Origin of the sequence: Streptomyces sp. NPDC017676, assembly GCF_044329325.1 — a bacterium.
GTDB lineage: Bacteria > Actinomycetota > Actinomycetes > Streptomycetales > Streptomycetaceae > Streptomyces.
The window spans coordinates 37,201-56,821 of sequence record NZ_JBIRJA010000022.1; the positions used below are offsets into that span (position 1 = coordinate 37,201).

Here is a 19,621-nt window from a genome sequence, read left to right on the forward strand (position 1 = left end):
CGGATGACAGTGCCCGGGCAACAGCGGGCGGGGAATCAGGAGTTGGAGGAGCCACCGCCTCCCGTGTGACTGCCGCCCGCCGTACGGGTCAGCCGCCGGGCCTCGTCCTCGATCCTGCGGACCACGCTGCCGCCGCTGCCGTCGTCCACCCCGCTGGCCAGCAACTGCGCGGCGACCGTGGTGAAGTACTGCGCGGCGGCCAGCACATGGCCGTAGGCGTCGACGGCCTCGCCGTTCCGCAGCCGCAGCAGTGCCTGGGAGGCGTCGCTCATCACCCGGACGACCTGCTGCGAGAGCTGTGCGCGGGTCTCGGCGGGCAGCCCCACCGCCCGCCCCAACTGCCGTTGGATGCTGTTGCAGGACCGCTCCAGCTCCTCCAGCAGCGTGAAGTCACGGCGCACCGGGGGGCCGGCCACCGCCGACGGGTACGAGCTGCTGCGCAGCAGCAGGTGGGTGAGCACCTGCGGCTCGTACCGGTGCAGGTCGATGGCGTGGGTGGCACCCAGCGCGGGCCGGAAGCACGGATGGATGTGGAACTCCGTCTCGTGCGGCTGCACGGGCACGTGGGCCCCGCCCGTGTAGACCACGTCGTTGCCGCGCCGCACCCCCAGGAAGCCCACCCCGTACAGCGTGTCGACCACGCCGGGCGCGGTGAGCCCCTCGGCGTACGCCGGGTACTGGCGGTGGAGCGTCTCGGCGACGGTGTCGAAGCGGGCCTCCAGCGCACTGCGCGTCACCACGTAGCCGGTGTTCTGGAACATCACGAACAGCTGTGCCAGGAAGGGGTGGGTGACCAGGTACTCCTTCGCCAGGTCCTGGAGCTTCCACTCCGAGAACTGGCGGGTGGCGAGCAGGACATCGCTCTCGTGGATGCTCTCGTGCCCTCGCTCGACGGCGGTGTCCCGGCACACGTTGAGGTACTGGATCGCGTCGCGCGGGCGGGGCAGGGCGCGGCCGAAGAGGAAGTCGGCGGTGTCCTCGCCGCCCACGGCCGGCGGGAAGACCTCCCGCCACAGCCGGTCGCCGGTCAGCTCGGCGCCGGCCGACGCCCGGGCCCGGGCGAGAGCGAGGTCCCGCAGGCCGCCGGCGGTCCACTGGATGCGCAGCTCCTCGCTGTGGAACTTGTCGCCCTCGCTGAAGTTCAGGGTGTCGTAGATGTCGGAGCGCAGGAAGAGCAGACAGCGCAGCGCCTTGCCGTACGCGCCCGAGACGTGCTTCGCCGCCAGCAGCAGCCCGATGACCATGGCGTTGCTGTCCGGGTCGCTCGACCAGATCTGCTCCAGCTGGTCCACGAGCAGCAGAAGCGGGGCGTGCGAGCCCGCGCAGTCCAGATCGGCGAACGCCTCCGCCACGCCCCGCTCGACGACCTCCAGCTGACGTGCGGCGCGGGCGCCTTCGGAGGCCGGCGGGGCACCGCCCAGATCCACCGCCGCCTTGACGCCGAAGGCTTCGAGGGACAGCGACGTCTGCAGCCCGGTCACGCCGTGGAGCAGCCGGTCGTACAGGCCGGGCTCGTCGGAGGACTCGCCGTTCGCGCGGAGGAACCGCCGCAGCGTCTTCACCGGGCGGGGCAGTCGGCGCAGCCCGTGCACCTGCTTGGCGTGGGCGACGATGTGCCGCGCGGCTTGGACGGCGAAGACGTAACGCCAGATCAGCGACTTGGCCGTGTCACCGGTGAGCCCCTGCAACTCGAACCGGCGGATCTCGTCGCCCGCCGCGTCGTCGGGGGTGATCAGGGCGGTGCCGCCGGGGTGGACGCCGTCGGCGGTCAGATGCATGCAGATGGCGCTCTTCCCGGAGCCCTTGCGGCCGATGATGAGCATCTTGCGGCCGGACACGGCCGCGTCGTAGGCGGCGGTCCGCAGGAACCCCTCCCGCAGCAGACCGTCGGACATGTCCCGCTCGGCGTCCTCCCGCCCGAAGTAGAGGCGCTCGACCACACCCGACGACCCCGTCATGGATCCCCCGACTCCCCTGCTCGGCTCGCACCTTGCTGCGCATGATGCCAGCTTGCGGCCATCGGTTCCCGCCGCTTTCCACCAGGCCGTCGGACCGTCGGGCGGAACTGCGCCGCCGTGATCACGGCGGCGAGCACGTGGTGCGGCTCTTGCCGCGCAAGCAGTCGAGGACCAGTACGGCTCGGCGGCGAGGCCACACGCCGACGAGGCCGGTCGTGGGCAGCACGTACCCCCTCCGCACCCACTTCCGGTGCGGTCCGCGGGCGGGCTCGGTCAGGACGACGAGTGGCATGCGGGGTCCACTGAGGGGTCCGGCAGGTAGACCTTCCGTTCCTGTGGAGTCAGGTCCCGGTTGACGGCGCGACAGATCTTGTCGATCGCTGTAGCTGATTTCACAAAGGCGGTGTCTCTCAGCCACACGGTGTGATCTTTGCTGCCGCTGGCGAGGGTCGTGCCGTCCGGGCTCAGGTCCACGGACCACACCGCGTCCGTGTGGCCCGTCAGGACGGCGCGGCTCCTGTGTGTGGCCATGTCCCACAAGCGCACGGTCCGGTCATCACTGCCACTGGAGAGAGTCCGCCCGTCGGGGCTGAAGGCCACCGCCTTCACCGCTCCCGTGTGACCCGTCAAGGCGCTGATGTCCCGGTGACCGGCAACGTCCCACAACCGCACGGTGTGATCCTCGCAGCCGGCGGCGAGCGTCTTTCCGTCGGGGCTGAAAGCCACCGACTCCACCGGTCCGCTGGAGCCCGTCAAGGTGACAGAGCCGGCGTTGGTGGTGAACAACTCGACACTGCCATCGCCGAGGCCGACGGCAAGGTGTTGTCCGTCCGGACTGTACGCCACCGACTTGACGGCGTCGGCCTGGTCCAGACTACCGAGATACGCTCCGGTGGCCACGTCCCACAACCGCACGGTGCGGTCGGAACTGCCGGTGGCGAGTGTCTTCCCGTCAGGACTGTACGCGACCGACTTCACCCACTTTTTATGGCCCCTCAACGTGGTGCGGGTCCTGCCGGAGGCAACGTCCCACAACCGCACGGTCTGATCGCCGCCGGCCGTCGCGAGCGTCCTCCCGTCCGGGCTGAACGCCACGGAAGAGACCCAGCTCGCGTGGCCGGTCAATGTGGTGCGGGCCTTGCTGGTGGTCACGTCCCACAACCGCACGGTGCCGTCCTTGCTGCTGGTGGCGAGAGTCTTTCCGTCCGGACTGAACGTCACCGCCTGGAGCGCTTGCGCGTGGCCGCTCAACGTGATGCGGGTTCTGCCGGTGGCCACATCCCACAGTCGCGCGTTCTGGTCGGCGCCGGCAGTCGCGAGGGTCTTCCCGTCGGGGCTGAACGCCACGGCGGTCACCCAGTCCGTATGGCCGGGCAGCGTCGCACGGGCTCTGCCGGTGGCCGGCAGCAGATCCCCGGCCACGCCGAAACCGAAGTGGCCTCCCGCCGGGGTCTGGGCCGGCAACCCGAACGAGCGAACCGTATGACCCCGGCATCCCGTCGCCGACCCCAACCGCAACGCCGTCGCGCCCTCGACCCCGCCGCTCAACCGGATCACGGCCACGTCCTCGTCCTCCGGCGCGCGCCACCCCTCCGCCTGTACCGCCCCCTCGACCCGCGGGGCCCCGGGCGCGTGCGGGAACGCCAGCCGAATCGTGTCACCGGGTCCGGCTCCGGCCGCCAGCGTGACGTGCGCGCAGGTGACGACGATGTCCTTCGCGACCAGGAATCCGGCCCCGGCCACTTCGCCGTCCGGTCTCAGGATCCGGGTGACCGCGGCGAGCAGTCCGGACGCGCCCCCGCTGCCGACGCCCGTACGCGTGCCGTCCATCCGATCACTCCTGGTCTTCCGCAGCGCCCCCGGGGCGGCCCCGCCGCCAGGCCGCCGTCACCCTGATGCGGCAGCCGGCTCCGCACATGGTGATCACGGCTCTGATGTGCGCCGCGAGGCCGGACCGACAATCCCCGCCCACCAGGCGATCACCAGCCGGGCATGTCAAGGCTCCTCCTCGGGGCGGTGACGGCATCGGCGCCACCGACTGGCCAGGGACCGCGCCGACGCTCCTCTGCCCTGAGCATCACCAGGGCCGGTGCCCACCGCGTCCGGATTCGGCCGTACGGACGGCAGCGCGCCTGTGTACGGATACAAGGAGCAGGTCCTGGACTGTGTCCAGGACCTGGTAGGGGGTGAGGCGGGAGTCGGGGGCCGCCGGTCGGGGGGCCGCGCGTCGGCCTCTGTGCGCTAGCTGGTCACCGCACACTGCCCGCGGTCCGCGGCCTTCGGTCCATCCGCGGTGGGGCGGACGTCGAAGTCGAAGATCCCGGTCGGCAGGTAGAGGGAGCAGCAGGCGTTCGGTATGTCGACGATTCCGCTGATGCGCCCCTCGATGGGGGCCGCGCCGAGCAGCAGGTATGCCTGCTCTCCCGTGTAGCCGAACCTCTTCAGGTACTCGACGGCGTTGAGACAGGCACGGCGGTAGGCGACCGTCGCGTCCAGGTAGTAGTTCGTGTCGGTGTCGTGGTCCACGGAGATCCCGATGAACGACATGAACTCCGTGTACCGCGGCTCGACGTTGCCGGGCATGAAGACGGGGTTGGTGCTGATGCCGTACTTCTCCATGCCGCCCTTGATGAGATCGACGTGGAAGTCGATGTAGCCGCCCATCTCGATGGCGCCGCAGAAGGTGATCTCACCGTCTCCCTGGCTGAAGTGCAGATCTCCACCCGACAGCTTGGCGTCCTTGACGTGGACGGGGTAGAAGACGCGCGATCCACGGGTGAAGTTCTTGATGTCGTGGTTGCCTCCGTTCTCCCGGGCAGGGACGGTGCGCGCGCCCTCCTGGGCTATGCGTTCGGCATCCGATCCTGTCGCCTGGCCACCGAGGGCCTGGTCCGGGTCGGGCGTGAGCCCCAGCGGCGGGACACGGTCCGGGTCGGTGTCGACCAGGGCCTGCTCTCGCCTGTTCCACCGCTCCAGCAGCTCCGCGGACGGCGCTGTGCCGAAGAGGCCGGGGTGTGTGATGCCGGTGAAGCGGACGCCGGGAAGGTGCCTGGACGTCGCCACCTGCCCGTGGAACTCCCATATCGCCTTGTAGGCGTCCGGGAAGTAGTCGGTCAGGAATCCTCCACCGTTGGCCTTGGCGAAGACGCCGGTGTACCCCCAGCCCTGACCGGGGGCGTCCCCGACCTGCTGTGGCACCGGCCCGAGGTCAAGGATGTCCACGATCAGCAGGTCACCCGGCTCCGCGCCCTCGACACCGATCGGCCCGCTGAGCATGTGAGCCCGCTTGAGGTCGACGTCACGCACATCGTTGGCGGAATCGTTGTTGCCGATCTGCGCGTCGGTCCACTCGCGGCATTCGACGCGGAACTCGTCCCCCGGGCGGACCATGGCAACCGTCGGTACGTCCGGATGCCACCTGTTGTGTCCGGGCACCTCCTGGTCACGCATCGACCGGGACTGATCGACGCTGAAGATCACTTCAGGCATGTCAACTCCTCGTGTTGCTTCCCTCAGGAGGATCAGCCGTGGCTTCCGGCCGGATATCCCGAGGTGCCGTAATCCTGCACAGGCGTGCGGGGAGTCCTACGGCGGAGTACGAACCAGAGTGCGGCGAAGGTCAGCACGCCGAAGGCGCCCAACGCGATCGCCGTCTCGGAGTAGTTCCCCGGGACCCAGTAACCGGTCAAGAGCAGATATGCCGGGATGACGCCGGTCACCCAGCCCTCGATCGCGGTCACCCAGCCCACATAGGTCGTCAGCGCCTCGATTTTCAGCCCCAGCAGCAGGAAGAAGAGGAACCAGAGGAACGCCCAGTAGAGCCATATCACGCCGAATGGCTTATCGTTCACGAGTCGGAAACTGACGAACGAATAGCCAAGGGCCACGATGGCCACGAACAGTGAGTAATAACCCACACCGGTCGTGTCCAGCCCTATGAGCAGCCCGATTCCTACGTAGAGGTACGTGAAGCCGAAGAGGAAAATGCCTGACGCCAGCATGATGCGCTTGGGATCGTCGTTCGCGGCGATGATGAGATACGTGGGTGTAAGGACCTGGAGTCCACCCACGAAGAGGTTGAATATGGCTGCTGCCCGGCTGTCCACCTTTCCCAGCAGCATCAACCCGTTCATGAACAGCACAGCGCCGACGAAGAGAAGTCCGACGTTGGCCAAGAGGACACACCTCCCGCAGTTTCCGCTCCCGTCGGTGACACGCCCGCAAGCGGTCATGCGACCACCAGCCGGTGCGCGCGGTTCCGCGCCATGGCCGCCGGGAAGACGCAGACACTCGCGCCGGCCCGGCCTGCCCGTCAGGGCCGGGGAAGCCGAGCGAGCGCCGGATGAACGGGACTTGGCGTGGTGTTCCTCGCGACTCGCGTGACCACCTCGGGGTTCTCCCGGGATCTCTCCGAACGCTCGCGCAGCGCCGTCACCGCGGGCGGTGTCGAGGCGAGTGCCGGGGAGGAGTACACACGCCGCGCGGCGCCGTTGCACCGCGAGCACTTCCACTGCGTCGGCGCGGTGCCGATCGGCAGCTTCACATCGAACGAGCCGCAGCGGCTGCAGGAATATTCATACGTAGCCATAAAGTCTCCGCCCCGCCGCGCGCCTCCGGCCCCGGGACGTACACCGAGCCTGAGCCGATGGGACGCCGCAGAAGTAGCGTCCTTATTCAAGGCAACCCTCCGGATGGCGGCGTGTCAAGGCGAGTTGGGCGCTGCCCGGCAGGGGTCGGCCGCACCCGCTGGAAAAGGGGGTGGGAGCGGGTGGCCCGGGCGGTGTCGCCGACCAGCGACGTCATTTCGTTCGCACCGCCCACTCGCGGGCCGCGTACCAGTCGTTTTCGCTCAGGCGCGGGCTGGGACCGGAACGGTGGGGGCTGCTACCGGCGCGGTGAATCGACAGGCGCCGCGCCGATTGGGAGACCGAGGAGTCGGGCAGCAGTGCGCGCCACGAAAAAGCAGGCCCGACCGCACATGCACGGCCGGGCCCGTTCAGCAGGGGACATATATTCAATTAAGCCTTGAACTGGATGCGCCCTCTTTGAGCTGAATACGCGCTCGCTATTCCACGGGAAAGGCGGCGAAATCCGGCACCGGCCGCGTCGACGTCCAAGTGGCGGCACGTGTGTCGCTCGGACGTCACGGCCGCACGCCCGTCGTCTCCTGCGAGTCCGGCCCCCGGGGCCCGGCGTCAGGGTGCGCCCACGATCGCGCAAGCGCGGCACGGCGGCCGGCCACAGGTGCACTGCAGGATGCCGTCCAGTACTCCCCGGTCGTGGTAGAGGCATTCGTCGCGGCACGTGTGACGCGGGACGAAGCCCGCCTGGAGCTCGTCCGGCCAGGGCTCCTCGCCCTCCCGGCAGCGCACGAACCGCTCGGGGTCCTCGGCGTGCAGCTCGTGCATCCTCTCCTGCGCCTCGCCCTCCAGGTCACGCGCTGCGGCGACCGCGCCCTTGAGCTGGTCGGCGAGACCGGAGAACCTGGCGTCGCCGGTTCTCACATGGGCAGCATTCAGTGCCATGACAGCATTGCCCAGAAACCGCCGAGCATCCTGGATATTGGTGACGTGGTGCAGTTGGATGCCGGTCACGCCTCGGACCCACACGGCGTCTTCGCTCACTTCTTCCGCCTTCCGAGCTTGAAATTCCCTCTGGCGATGCCGGCGACGAATGCGCCGCATCTCCTCACATGTTCTGAAGTGTCTGGAAACAGCGACCATTACCCGAGTTCCGGTCGGCCGCTCCCGTCGCCCACGCGGCTGCTGCGTGAGGAGATCACCTATGAGGCTTGCACACTGTCTGAAGAGGCTAAAGTGCGCGATACGTAATAATCCAGCCAAACCCTGGTGAACTCAATCACAAGCGGTGATCCGCTTTTACGAGTGCGGCCACGAAGGTTTGATCAGCGGGAGGTGCTGGAGTCGGCGCAGCGGCCGACCGGGGCGAGGCGGCGATCCGGACGTTGCGGCAACCGCCGACTCACGGGGGGCGTCTCCTGCATGCGCGGTCCGGGCTGACCCGGTTCTCTGCCCGGCCCGCGCCCATGTTCACCGTTCCGTGCAGCCTGCGGCGTCGTTGAATCGGCATGAGAGAGCACACGAACCCAGACGTCCACGGCGCGTGGGCCGCCCAGTGCACGCCGCCCACCAGCGTGAAGATCAACACGTTGCTCCGGCATCTCGGCGAGGAGCATCCCGGCGACGAGGAGGTCATCGGCTGGGAGTTCGAGGACGCGCTGCGGTCTGCCTGGGTGGACGGGGAGCCGTGGGCGGTGGAGTACATGGCCTGGCGGACCGCGCATGCCGACCTGGTCGGCAGCCCGTTCGAAGAGGACATGGTCGGTCTGTAGCGGGGATGCGGGAAGGCCCCCGAGGTGACGCCACTGGGCGCAGCTGCCGGCCCCGCAGGTGACCCACAGGCTTGAGCCGGACTGTGTGGCCGGGTGGTCTGATCATGGTCAAGGGGCGGCAGCATCCGCCGCTTACACGCTGCTCAGGTACCCGATCATCGCCCACCCGACGACGGCGGAAGCCTGAACGTGCCGTTCAATGCCTGACCGGCCGACCCGACGGCCTGACCGCAGGCACAGTCGTCTGACCGATGCGGTCCGCGCTCCGGTCGGCGAAGGTGTCGGTGGCGGTTCTCGCAGACGTGCGGGGACCGCCGGGAGTGGCCATACCGACCAGGGAGGGAACCATGACGGAATCCGAAGCCGAGAAGCAGATCCTCGGCCGCATCACGGAGATGATCAGCCAGGAGAGGGAGCTGCGGGACCGCCTGGCGCAACACACCATCGACCCGACGACCGAGCACGCGCACCTGACCCGGCTGGAGACAGAACTCGACCAGTGCTGGGACCTGCTGCGTCAGCGCAGGGCCCGGGTTGCCGCCGGTCAGGATCCGGAAGAGGTGCATGTGCGGCCGGCCGCGCAGGTGGAGCGCTATCTCTCCTGAACGGAGGACAGGGCTGACGGGCCGGCGAGGACGACGACCGGGTCGAACCGGAGCGGAGGGCGTTCACCCCGAGGCGGGTGTCGCCCTCCTCGTGTCGCCGGGGAGCCGTTCGGCGACACCGGCGACACCGGCGATGACGCCGAGCAGTACGGCCGGGAACCCAACCGGTCTGTCCAACATGCTGGAGGACCGCGACAAGCTGTCGCGCTCCTCGTTCAGGGCACGTTCGCTGCGATGCGGACGCTCGACGCGACCTGTTTCCGTGTCGGCGTCCGTCACCCGGGCAGGAGGGCCGGAACCGGATCCGCCCCGGTCCCGGACCATTCGCTGCCCGCGCCTGCCCGCGCCTGCCCGACCGGGCTCGGCCCGGTCGGGACCCGCCTGGCTCACGGGGCGTCGGGCCGGCCCTGGCCCGCTGCCGCAAGGGGCTTCGGGCCGGCCCGGGCGCGCCCGTCTCACCGGGTTCAGGCCGGCTTGAGTCCCGGGGCACCGGCTTCCGTGACGAAGGAGGCCGCGGTCGTGACGGGCGCGCCCGGCCTGGTCACGTAGGGGACGGTCTTGAAGTCGGCGCGGGCCGCTTCCCGGCCGAGCGTGACGGTCACGTAGCCGCGCCGTCCGTTGTAGAACTTCATGTGCGGGTTGGCCGCGAGATAGGTGGCCCAGTTGCTGGGCCGGTCCGCCCCGTCGCGCCCGCTGGTGATCGACGTGGTGACGATCTCCGTGCCCACGGTCCGGGAACCGGGGTCGCCGAAGTCGCGCTTGATGTCGAACGCGTAGTGCACGTGCACGTCGCCGGTGAGGACCATGAGGTTCTCCACGCCGGCGGCCTCGGCCCCCGCCAGGATCCGCTCGCGGGAGGCCGGGTAGCCGTCCCAGGAGTCCATGGAGACCTTGGACGGGGCAGCGGTGGTGTTGTACCGCTGGGAGAAGGTGACCTGTTGCGGTACGACGTTCCACAGCGCCCGCGAGTCGCGCCAGCCGTCGATCAGCCACCGCTCCTGCGTGGCACCGGTGAGCGTGCGCGCCGGGTCCTCGGACTCGGGGCCGGGGTACTGCCAGCCGTCGCCGTAGGCCTGGTCCGAGCGGTACTGGCGGGTGTCCAGGACGTCGAACTGGGCGAGCCGGCCCCAGTGCAGGCGGCGGTAGAGCCGCATGTCGGAGCCGGTGGGCAGCTGGGGCCGGCGCAGCGGCTGGTTCTCCCAGTAGGCGCGGTAGGCGGAGGCGCGGCGCAGCAGGAACTCCTCGGAGGAACCGTTGTCCTCCGGAACGTCGTCGGCGTAGTTGTTCTCCGTCTCGTGGTCGTCCCAGGTGACGACGAAGGGGTGCGCGGCGTGCGCGGCCATCAGGTCCGGGTCGGACTTGAACAGGGCGTAGCGCAGCCGGTAGTCCTCCAGCGTCACCGTCTCGCGGTTGTAGTGCGCCGGGAGGGTGCGGTCGGTGTACTTGCGGTCGTTGCCGGTGGCGTTGACGGCGTACTCGTACAGGTAGTCGCCCAGGTGGAAGACGACGTCCACGTCGTCCTCGGCGAGGTGGCGGTAGGCGGTGTAGTAGCCGTCGGCGTAGGCCTGGCAGGAGACGGCGCCCAGGGTGAGTGCGGCGGGGCGGGTGCCGGGCAGCGGGGCGGTGCGGGTGCGGCCGGTGGGGCTGAGCCAGGATCCGGCCCGGAAGCGGTAGAAGAAGACGCGGTCCGCCGGCAGGTGGGGCACCTCGACGTGGACGGTGTGGCTGAACTCGGGGTGGGCGGGGGCCGTACCGCGCCTGACGATCCGGCGGAAGTTCTCGTCGTGGGCCAGTTCCCAGTGCACGGTGACGCGCTGCGCGGGCAGTCCGCCGTCGGGCTGGTACGGCTGCGGGGCCAGCCGGGTCCACAGCAGGACCGAGCCGGGCAGCGGGTCGCCGGAGGCCACGCCCAGCGTGAAGGGGTCGTCGGTGATTCTCCGGGCGTCGAACTCGGCGGCGGCGGCCGTGCCGGCGGTGGGCAGGTTCACGGCGAAGGCGAGCGCGGCGGCGGCGCCGGTCACGGTGAGGAAGCGGCGCCGGCCGAGGTTCCTGGCGGCGGCGCGCAGTTCGGGGGCGTGCTGGGACGGGCGGGCTGCGGGTGTCATCCGGTCTCTCCCCTGTCGCGGTGAATGCAAGGGGCAGTTGACCGGGCCGTGACTACCGCGACGGGGCAGGAGCTTGGCAGACTCATGACGTTCACATGGCGGAAGGATGAGTTCCGGAACCGGGCGAACCGCCCCGCCCTCCGCCTGCCGTCGTCGTCCCCGGCGCCGACTCCGGCTCTGGCATCGGCCGCGCGGTCATCGCCGAAGTTCCTTACGGGCTGGACGGTGGCCCTGGCCGGGCTGCGCCGAACCCCAAAGCCGCGCCGACCAGTTCCGCCCGACCTCGGGGAATCCGGCCGTGCTGCGTACGGTCCCACACTCCTTACGCTCCGGTCACTCTCACGAGGGACGCGTGTCCACGACTTCGCCGCGTTCATTCCGAGGCCGCTCGTGAGGAGGTCTGCGGCAGTCCTCCCTCCGCGGCCCGGACCGGTGGGCCGGCGGCGGCACGCAGAGTGACCGTCGCGGTAGCGGCCAGAGTGCCGGCGCTGTCGCGGAGTTCGGCGAGGACGACGCAGAGGCTCCTGCCGGACTTGGCCATCTTCGCGTGCGTACGGAGCAGGCCGGGGCGGGGACGGCTGAGGTAGCTGATCTGGAGGGAACTGGTCAGGGCCATCGGGGTGGGCCGGCCGAGTCGGGCGTTGAGGAGGAGGAAGGCCGCCAGGTCGACGAGGGCGGCCTGTTCGGGGCCGGAGCTTCTGGCACCGGAACGGCGCTGCGGGCGGGTTCCGGCACTCGGTACGGAGCGGGAGTCAGGCGCAGTACTCCCTCCGGAGCCGTGCGAGTATTGCCAGAGCCGGGCCGGCGCGACCGAGCAGCGGGCCGAAACCGGCGAACCCGACCCGGGCACCCAGTGGGACGGGCAAGCCCGCGGCGCTCCTGAGCCCGCGGCGGTACCCCTGTGCACGCAGCGGCACCCATCCTCTTACCGTTGGTCTCACTGATTCACGCGATGTCAGGCCCCGTTCCGCGCTGCCACCATGGGTGCCGCGAAACGTATGGTGAAAGACGGGGGTTTCCATGTCGCCGGACCCATCGACCACCCTCCACACCACGGACGCGGTGCCGGCCCACCGCCGACGGGTGTACTGGCGAGAGGCGCTGTCCCAGACCTTCGGAGCCGTGGACATCAGCGTTCCCGAAGAGGTGTATTCCGGCTCGGTCCGTGCGTCGGCGCTCGGCCGCATCCGGGGCGTCACTGTGGAGGGCGACCCCATGCAGACCCTCCGCACCCGGCGCCTCATCGCTGGGAGCACCAACGACCACCACGTCGTCGTGATGCTGCTCAGCAGGGGGAACGCCCGCGTCGAGCAGGACACGCGCGACGTGCACGTGGGGCCAGGGGCGCTGTTCGTCTACGACAGGGCGCGCCCCCTACGGCTGACCTTCCCCGAACCGTTCCAGACGAAGTCCCTCGTCCTGCCACGGCACGTCCTGGGACTGGGCGAGTCCGACCTGCGGCAGATCACGGCCGCGCCGCTCGGCCGCGAGTCGACGCTCGGCACGTTGCTGACGCCGTTGCTGTCCCGGCTCGTGGAGACCGCCGCGACGTACCCGCAGCGGACGGGCGAGTCGATCGCCCGCAACGTCGTGGACATGGTGCAGACCCTGGCCGAGGAGCGACTCGGCAGACGCCCCACGGACACCCCGACCGCCGCCCGGATGTCGCTGCTGCGCATCCGGGCCTACATCGAACAGCACCTGTCGGACCGGGACCTGACGCCGGAGGCCATCGCCCGGGCCCACCACATCTCCGTCCGCTATCTGCACAAACTGTTCGAGCTGGAGGACATCACCGTCAGCCGCTGGATACTGAAGCGCAGACTGGAACACTGCCGACGCGACCTGTCCCGCCGGTCGGTGGAGCTCACGATCGCCGCGGTGGCCCACCGCTGGGGGTTCACGAGCGCCTCGCACTTCAGCCGGGTGTTCCGCGCCACCTACGGCGTCTCGCCCGCCGAGTGGCGGAACTCCGTTGTGCTCGCAGCCACCGCTTCCGCGCTGCCCCAGGGCTGAGATGCAGGGCCTTGAAGGCCGACGTCACGCGAGCCGCCGGAGTGACCAAGCTGCGCCCTCGGTCACCGCCCACCGAAGGGAGCGAAGGAGCCACCGCGATGACCACGCACCGACCACCGGCAGGCACTTGGCGCCCCCCCGACCACGAGCCCGACCGGCCGAGCGGCCCCGGCCCCCCTCCTGAGCCACCCCGGCCCCCTCCTGCACTGTGAAGTGACACCCCGGGCAGGGGCTCAGGTCGTCCTCAGCTCCGCTGCCTGGCGTGGCGCGCCCGGGGGCGGGTGCCGCGCGTGAAGGCGCAGGCCAGGCCGAGGCATTGGAGGACAGCGCAGACGGTGATCGTCGTGTGCAGGGCGGCGGGGTCGATGACTGCCATGAGGATGCCGGCGACGGGGTAGGGCGTGAGCAGGATCAGCACGGTGACGGCCAACGTGCTGCCGAAGACCTCGGCGGGGATGAGATGGGATCGCAGGGTGCGCAGTACGACGGCCAGCACGCTGTCGCCCGCCATGAAGACGGCGATGAGGACCAGGTACGCCAGGTAGGAACCCGTGTGCGCGATCAGGAAGCACGGCACGACGGTCACGAGAGCGGCGCACCGGCCCACCCCCGGCAGCCCGTACCGGTCGATCGCGACGCGGCTGGTGGCGACCGCGAGCAGCGAGGCCGCGGCCGCGCAGGACCACACCACCCCGACGAAGGCGCTGGACCGGCCGAGTTGCTGCACCACGATCACCGGGGTGGCCGCCTCCAGCAGGCCGAGCGCCAGGTTGGACAACGCCAGCCCCACCACGAGCCAGGCGAGTGCCGGCAGCGCACGCAAGGTCGCCCAGCCGGTGCGCCATCCCCTGGCGGCCGGCCCGGTCGCTTCCGCTGTCCGCGCGGGCGGCCGCTGCATGCGCGGGGTGATGGCGGCCGACACCACCGACAAACCACCGATCGCCGCGAGCATGCCGCTGGACCCGGACCACTGCAGGAGGAGCCCGCCTCCCGCGGGGCCGGCCAGGGCCGCTGCCTGATCGATGCCCAGCAGGACGGACTGGAGGCGGTGCGCGGCATCGCCGGCGTCCCGGCTGGCGACGGCGCCGACACTCTCGGCCGCGATGAAGCTGAACTGGGTCAGGCACCCCGCGCACGCCGCCAGGAGCATGACCAGCCCCGGGGCGGTTGTGCCGTCCGCCGTCGCCAAGGCGGGCACGGCAAGAGCGGCGACGAGCGCCCGCGCCGTGGCGGCCAGCCGGAAGACCCGGGTGGGCCCGAAACGGTCGACGGCCAGGCCGGCCAGAGCGAACGTGCACAGCCGCGGCGCCCACGCCATGATGAAGGCGATCCCGGTCAGCGACGACGACTTGGTCGTGCCCAGTACCAGCAAGGGGATGCCGTAGGTGGCCATGGACGAGGCGAGGGCGTCCGCGAGGCGCGGCAGATAGACACCGCGGACCCGACCGTAGGTCACGGTCCGGGCATGCCGGGGTCCGGCGGAACGGACTTTCGTGGGTATCAAAGGGACGTGTTGTTTCTGTGAACCGTGGCGGCGGTCATAAGAGCGACCCGGGCGAGAAGAGGCGCAAGTGCGCACACAACAGATGTGTCTGAGTGAACTCCGTTCCTGCGAGAGCGAGGTCGGCCGCATGCCGGACGCGGGGCACGGGAGCGGGGTTCGCACTCGGACCGGTGGAAGCGGGCGCCCGACACGGGACAGTCCGCAACGGGCGCGCGGTCCTGTCACCTACCATCAGCGTGATCACCGCACAGGATGTTACGCCCGGGTAAACCCAGGTCGCGCCCGCGAGTCGCGGCGATCGTGAGGGACCCCGCCCCGCATGACCGGCCTGGGCCGCCACCACTGCTGCTCGTCGGGTCAACAGGTACGGCGAGATTCCGAAGACGGCCGGGACGACGGGCCTGCACCCGCTCGTGGTCCTGTCGTACGGCGCGAGTGGGAAGCCGGTCCACTGACGTGGCGCGGTCGCTCTGAGGAAGCAGGGGTACAACCCGGCCCGGCCATCAAGGGCGGGACACCGCCCGCAATGCGCTCCGAGCTTCCGCGCCACCTCTGGCGCCCGGCTGTCAGCCTGCGCGTTTAGTGATCCCTGCGCGTTTAGTGATCACCGACGTATTCATCACATTCTCCCAGGCACTTGGCGGAGGATGGGAGATGACCCTCATGCACGAGGAGGCGCGCAGCGTCATCGGAATCGACCCGGTGCGGCAGGTCTTCGAAGAGTGCGTCGCGGCCCGGCCCTGCGTCATGAGCCGCCACGAGGACAACGAGATCGTCTGCCCGACCCACGGAACCCTGTTCCTGCCCGCGCTGCCGCGCGGTTCGCCGCTGTGGAAGCGGATCCTCGAAGGCTCGCGGCTGTTCGGCGTCGCCGAGGAGGACCTCAGCGCGATCACGTCGTTCCGGCTGGACATGGTGCAGCGCCCGCGGTTCACCGCGCAGCTCACCCGTCCGACCGCCGACCGTCCGGGGACGTACGGGTTCCTCCTGGGCGATGCGGCCAACGCGATCCACTTCTGGCCCGACCGCGGCCTCAACAGCGGCCTGGCCTCGGCCATGTCCCTCGCCCGCTCCCTCAGTCGCGCCTGGCGGGGCCGGCCGCTGCGCGACGCGGACTTCATCCGGCACGAGGCGGCGATGTCGATGCTGCAGTACCGCCACAAGAGCCGCGCGTGGAACGCGATGGTCACGACGGACGAGCGGGGCGTGACCCGCGCGATCAAGGACATCATCGACAGCAGCATGGAGAGCACGGCGGGACCGGCGGCCGCCGCACTCGCCCCATCGTCCGCATCCGCCTCGGGAGGTGCCGGCAACGCGGTGCCCTCAGGTTCCGCGGAGACGGACCTCGAAATCCTCCTGGACCGCGTGCGGGCGATCCGCGACCGCCTCGCGACTCGCCTCCCCGGCCTGCCCGACGACGGGGAACTGCGCGCCCACCTCTCCGCGCTGGCCCCCGCGACGCTGCGGACACTTCAGGGGAGCGGCGCGTGGGACACGCTGGTCGTCGGCGGCGAGGAGGCGGACATCGACATCTGCTACCAGAATGACGCCCCTGTCTTCGTCCCCGCCGCTCCGGCCGCGGCCCTCCCGCTCCCTGACCCCCGCACCTCGGTACTGCTCGACCCGGCCTGACGCCAGGTCACCCGCCCGCACCCGGCCCCGCAGGCGTCCGCGCGGCGGGGCTCAGGACGCCGGGCGGCGCGAACGGAGGAGCGGTGGGTGAGGTGGGGGAACCAGCCGCTCCCGGCCCCGGGCCGGGAGGAACGCGCCGACGTCGGCTGACATCGCGTCAGTTCGGATTCGTGGGTCGATCCGTCGGCAGCGTCGAGCCGAACTCCCAGTGGCCCGAACCGACCTGGTACACCGCCTCCGTGCTGTCCGTGCGCAGCGGTCGCGCCCCGTGTGGTGCCCGCGCGGAGCCCTCGGTCGCGGGAACGTGGACCTCCGCGGTGCTGCCGGCCGGGACGTCGACCGTCAGCCGGAAGGTGCCGGCGTCCCGCTGCCACGCGGTGCGGGCGGTGCCGTAGGGGGTGTGGTGGGAGGCGGACGCGGACGTCATGTCGCCCTCCACGGCCGGGTCGACGAGCAGTTCGGCGTAGCCGACGGAATCGGCGGTCTGCGAGAGGCCGGCGACCCGGGTGGTGAACCAGGAGTCGATCGCGCCGAGCATGAAGTGGTTCTGCGACTGACCGGGGCCGCCGTCCCAGGACTCGCCCAGAGTGGTGTTGCCGGCCCTCACCTGGTAGCCGTAGCTGGGGCTGGTCGTCTGCGTGGCGACGGCGTGGACGATGTCGTCCCGGCCGGCGGCGCTGAGTACGCGGAAGGCCGCGGGCAGGGAGATCTCGCCCAGCAGCAGGTGGTGGCCGGCGTTCTGCACGGACGAGGTGAAGTGGGCGAGCAGGCGGTCGCGTTCCCCTGCCGGGTAGGCGCCCATGTCGAGGGCGAGCGCCTCGGCGCCCTGACCGCCCCCGCCGAAGGTCCCGGTGGCGGCGTCGTAGTACTTGGCGGCCAGTGCCCGGGCGGTGGCGTCGGCCTCGGCCCGGTAGGTGGCGGCGGCCTCCCCGTCGCCGAGGACTCCGGCGATGCGGCTCAGGGCGTCGACGACCCGCCAGTAGCCGTAGGTGCCGGCGACGGCGCGCGGGAAGGTGCGGTCGGGGGTGAACCAGTCGCCCAGCCCGTAGTCGAGGATGCCCCCGCTGACCTGCCGTTCGAGGAAGGCCGCGTACGCGCGCATGCGTGGGTAGTACGTCTGGAGGGTCTGCCGGTCGCCGTAGGTGGTGTAGAGCTGCCAGGGGACGAGGACGAAGGCGCCGCCCCAGTTGGAGTCGTTGCGGTAGGCGCCGGGCAGGCTGGTGTACTCGGGGACCGTGCTGGGGATCAGCCCGTCGGCGGTCTGGGCGTCCGCCATGTCGCGGACGATCTTGCGTAGGTAGGCCTGCATGTCGTAATTGGCGGCGAGGGTGGGGAACACGAGCTGGTCCTGTTCGAGCCAGCCCAGCTTCTCCCGGCTCGGGCAGTCCGTGAGGACGCTCATCATGTTGCCCTCGACGGCCCGCCGGATCAGCCCGTGGATGCCGTTGATCAGTGGGTCGGAGCTGGTGAAGTCGCCGGCCGAGGCGTTGTCGGTGCGCAGGACCTTGCCGCGGACGGTGACCGTCGCACCCTCGGGCAGGCCCTTGACCTCCAGGTAGCGGAAGCCGTGGTAGCCGAAGCGGGGGTGCCAGGTCTCGCCGCCGTCACCGCGGGTGGTGTAGCTGTCCCACAGGGGCGCGCCGACGTTGCTGATCGACTGGAACGCGTGACCGTCCTTGAGGCTCTCGGCCGGGTAGACGCGGACGGTGGTGCCGGCGGGGGCGTCGACGGTGAGCTCTGGCCAGCCGGCGATGTTGCGTCCGAGGTCGAAGACGCGGCTGCCCGCGGCGCCGGCGACCTCGGTGCCGGTGAGGGTCTCCACGACCTTGACGGGTTCGGTCTCGCGGGCGCTGAGGACGGCGGGCCGGTCGGCTGTTCCGGGTGCGCTCACCGCCACCGCGTGCGGCCAGGTGTGCCGGTCGCCGCCGGGCTCGTCCCACCGCGGGATCTCGCGGCGGGCGTCGTAGTCCTCGCCGCCGTACCAGTTGCTGGAGGTCGTGGGGCCGAGCGTGGTGCGCCAGTCGTCGCCGCTGGTGACGGTGCGGACACTGCCGTCGGCGAGGGTGACCTCCAGGCGGGCGATCAGCTTGGGGTCGCTGAGGTTGCCGTAGAGCTTGCGGTAGCGGTCGGCGGTGCTGACGACGTCGGCCATGCCGTTGCCGAGGGCGACGCCGATGGTGTTGGCCCCGGTGCGCAGCAGGCCGGTGACGTCGTAGGTGGCGTACTGGACGCGCTCGGCGTAGGTGGTGTTCGCGGGTTCCAGGACGGCGTCGCCCACCGGCCTGCCGTTGAGGGTGGCGTCGTAGACGCCGAGGCCCGCGATGTACAGGCGGGCGCTGCGCGCGTCCTTCGGGAGCGTGAAGTCGTCGGTGAGCAGCGGCAGTCCGGCCGGCAGGTAGGGCCTGGGCGGCTGCTGACCGGTGACCTGGGCGAGGGGGGTGAAGGGGCCGCTCGCGGTGTCGGCGGCGGAGACGGCGTAGTCGACGGGGAAGCCGGGGACGCGGCCGTCGTCGGTGAGGACGTCGGCGCGCGGGTAGAGGGCGACCTCGTCGAAGGTCTTGGCGCTCTTCAGGTCGAGGGTGAGCGTCACGGGCGCGGCGGAGACATCCGGTCCGGTGTGGGCGGCGCTCGCGTATCCGGCCGCGGTCTGCAGGGCGCTGTTGGGCAGGCCGTCGACCGCCAGCGCCGGTTCCCACGTCTTGCGGACGGTGTTGCTCTCCGAAGCGGTGACGGCGGCGCCGCGGGCGAGGCCGGTGGTGGAGGTGGCGGAGTCGCGCAGGTCGATCTCGCCGAGCTGGAGGCGCCAGGTGCGGTCCGGGAAGCTCTCGGCGAGCGGGAGTCCGAGCCTGGTGACGTCGAGGCGCACGTGGCGGGCGGTGGTGCGGGGCAGGCGGACGACGACGGGTTCGACGGTGCGCTCGCTCAGCTGCCAGGCGGGGTGGGTGATCCAGTCGGCGCCCCAGTCGGACGGCCGGGTGAGGCCGGTCTCGAAGACGGCGGGCCGGCTCCAGGCCGAGTGCCGCGGTCCGTGCTGGGACCAGAGCATGACGCGCCAGTAGACGCGGGACCGCGAGCCGAGTTCCTTGCCCGCGTACGTCGTCCCGGGCGTGGCCGAGTCCACCTTCCCGGAGTCCCACAGGTCGGGCCGGGAGGCGTTCAGCAGGCCCGGCGAGGTGGCGGCCTGCACGCGGTAGGCGGTCTGCCGGGTGTCCGGTGCGGTGGCGGTGGCCTGCCAGCCGAGGTCGGGTGTGGTGTCGTCGATGCCCAGCGCCTGGGTGAGGTGCTGGGTCCGCAGCCGGGTCGGGGAGATGGTGCCGGGGGCGGCGGCCTCGGCGCTGACGGCGCCGGCCAGCAGGGTGGCGAGGGCGGTGGTGGCGGCGAGGAGGGCGGTGGGTCTGTGTTCGTGGCGGATGCGTGGTCTGCGCATGGCGGCTCCTTCTGTGGTG

General features: G+C 70.7%; 15 protein-coding genes. 5 read left to right on the top strand and 10 right to left on the bottom strand.

Going from position 1 to position 19,621, the window contains the following annotated elements; genetic code table 11:
• Positions 1-35 precede the first annotated feature (35 nt).
• From ACH4LD_RS36385 to ACH4LD_RS36410, 6 genes are all read right to left on the bottom strand, one after another.
• Entirely contained in the window at positions 36-1,958 is a 1,923-nt protein-coding gene (locus ACH4LD_RS36385) for a P-loop ATPase, Sll1717 family (RefSeq protein WP_398058441.1), read from the bottom strand.
• Between the two features lie 273 nt (positions 1,959-2,231).
• Positions 2,232-3,701 carry a hypothetical protein gene (locus ACH4LD_RS36390; RefSeq protein WP_398058442.1) on the bottom strand — a complete coding sequence of 490 codons (1,470 nt, stop codon included), beginning with the start codon at positions 3,699-3,701 and terminating at the stop codon, positions 2,232-2,234.
• 498 nt (positions 3,702-4,199) lie between these two features.
• Entirely contained in the window at positions 4,200-5,447 is a 1,248-nt protein-coding gene (gene fmdA / locus ACH4LD_RS36395) for a formamidase (RefSeq protein ID WP_398058443.1), read from the bottom strand.
• A 32-nt stretch (positions 5,448-5,479) separates the two neighbouring features.
• Positions 5,480-6,133 (bottom strand): AmiS/UreI family transporter, encoded by a 654-nt coding sequence (locus ACH4LD_RS36400; protein WP_398058444.1) that lies wholly within the window; start codon positions 6,131-6,133, stop codon positions 5,480-5,482.
• Between the two features lie 137 nt (positions 6,134-6,270).
• The gene (locus ACH4LD_RS36405; RefSeq protein ID WP_398058445.1) at positions 6,271-6,546 is read right to left on the bottom strand and encodes an FmdB family zinc ribbon protein; all 276 of its coding nucleotides are present in this window, start codon (positions 6,544-6,546) and stop codon (positions 6,271-6,273) included.
• A 607-nt stretch (positions 6,547-7,153) separates the two neighbouring features.
• The gene (locus ACH4LD_RS36410) at positions 7,154-7,462 is read right to left on the bottom strand and encodes a hypothetical protein (RefSeq protein ID WP_398058446.1); all 309 of its coding nucleotides are present in this window, start codon (positions 7,460-7,462) and stop codon (positions 7,154-7,156) included.
• On the opposite strand from ACH4LD_RS36410, the gene ACH4LD_RS36415 reads away from it, so the two are divergent.
• The 3 genes from ACH4LD_RS36415 (at position 7,463) to ACH4LD_RS36425 (ending at position 8,915) form a co-directional block, all read left to right on the top strand.
• Positions 7,463-7,789 (top strand): hypothetical protein, encoded by a 327-nt coding sequence (locus ACH4LD_RS36415; RefSeq protein WP_398058447.1) that lies wholly within the window; start codon positions 7,463-7,465, stop codon positions 7,787-7,789.
• Positions 7,790-8,046: 257 nt separating this feature from the next.
• Positions 8,047-8,310: a hypothetical protein gene (locus tag ACH4LD_RS36420; protein WP_132789384.1), complete on the top strand. Its 264-nt coding sequence runs from the start codon at positions 8,047-8,049 to the stop codon at positions 8,308-8,310.
• A gap of 347 nt (positions 8,311-8,657) precedes the next feature.
• Positions 8,658-8,915: a DUF2630 family protein gene (locus ACH4LD_RS36425; RefSeq protein WP_398058448.1), complete on the top strand. Its 258-nt coding sequence runs from the start codon at positions 8,658-8,660 to the stop codon at positions 8,913-8,915.
• Between the two features lie 464 nt (positions 8,916-9,379).
• Here ACH4LD_RS36425 and ACH4LD_RS36430 read toward each other — a convergent pair whose 3' ends face one another.
• Both ACH4LD_RS36430 and ACH4LD_RS36435 read right to left on the bottom strand, forming a co-directional pair.
• Positions 9,380-11,020, bottom strand: a complete 1,641-nt coding sequence (locus tag ACH4LD_RS36430) for an alkaline phosphatase D family protein (protein WP_398058449.1) — start codon at positions 11,018-11,020, stop codon at positions 9,380-9,382.
• Positions 11,021-11,393: 373 nt separating this feature from the next.
• Positions 11,394-11,927, bottom strand: a complete 534-nt coding sequence (locus tag ACH4LD_RS36435) for a PaaI family thioesterase (protein WP_398058450.1) — start codon at positions 11,925-11,927, stop codon at positions 11,394-11,396.
• A gap of 113 nt (positions 11,928-12,040) precedes the next feature.
• On the opposite strand from ACH4LD_RS36435, the gene ACH4LD_RS36440 reads away from it, so the two are divergent.
• Positions 12,041-13,036, top strand: coding sequence for a helix-turn-helix domain-containing protein (locus ACH4LD_RS36440; RefSeq protein WP_398058451.1), 996 nt, complete (start codon positions 12,041-12,043; stop codon positions 13,034-13,036).
• A gap of 244 nt (positions 13,037-13,280) precedes the next feature.
• Here the strand turns inward: ACH4LD_RS36440 and ACH4LD_RS36445 are convergent, their stop codons facing one another.
• Positions 13,281-14,492 carry an MFS transporter gene (locus tag ACH4LD_RS36445; protein ID WP_398058452.1) on the bottom strand — a complete coding sequence of 404 codons (1,212 nt, stop codon included), beginning with the start codon at positions 14,490-14,492 and terminating at the stop codon, positions 13,281-13,283.
• 702 nt (positions 14,493-15,194) lie between these two features.
• Between ACH4LD_RS36445 and ACH4LD_RS36450 the strand changes: the two genes are divergently transcribed.
• Positions 15,195-16,175, top strand: coding sequence for a hypothetical protein (locus ACH4LD_RS36450; RefSeq protein ID WP_398058453.1), 981 nt, complete (start codon positions 15,195-15,197; stop codon positions 16,173-16,175).
• 157 nt (positions 16,176-16,332) lie between these two features.
• On the opposite strand, the gene ACH4LD_RS36455 is transcribed toward ACH4LD_RS36450, so the two are convergent.
• On the bottom strand, positions 16,333-19,602 hold the full coding sequence (locus tag ACH4LD_RS36455) for a family 78 glycoside hydrolase catalytic domain (RefSeq protein WP_398058454.1): 3,270 nt from the start codon (positions 19,600-19,602) through the stop codon (positions 16,333-16,335).
• Positions 19,603-19,621: the final 19 nt, after the last annotated feature.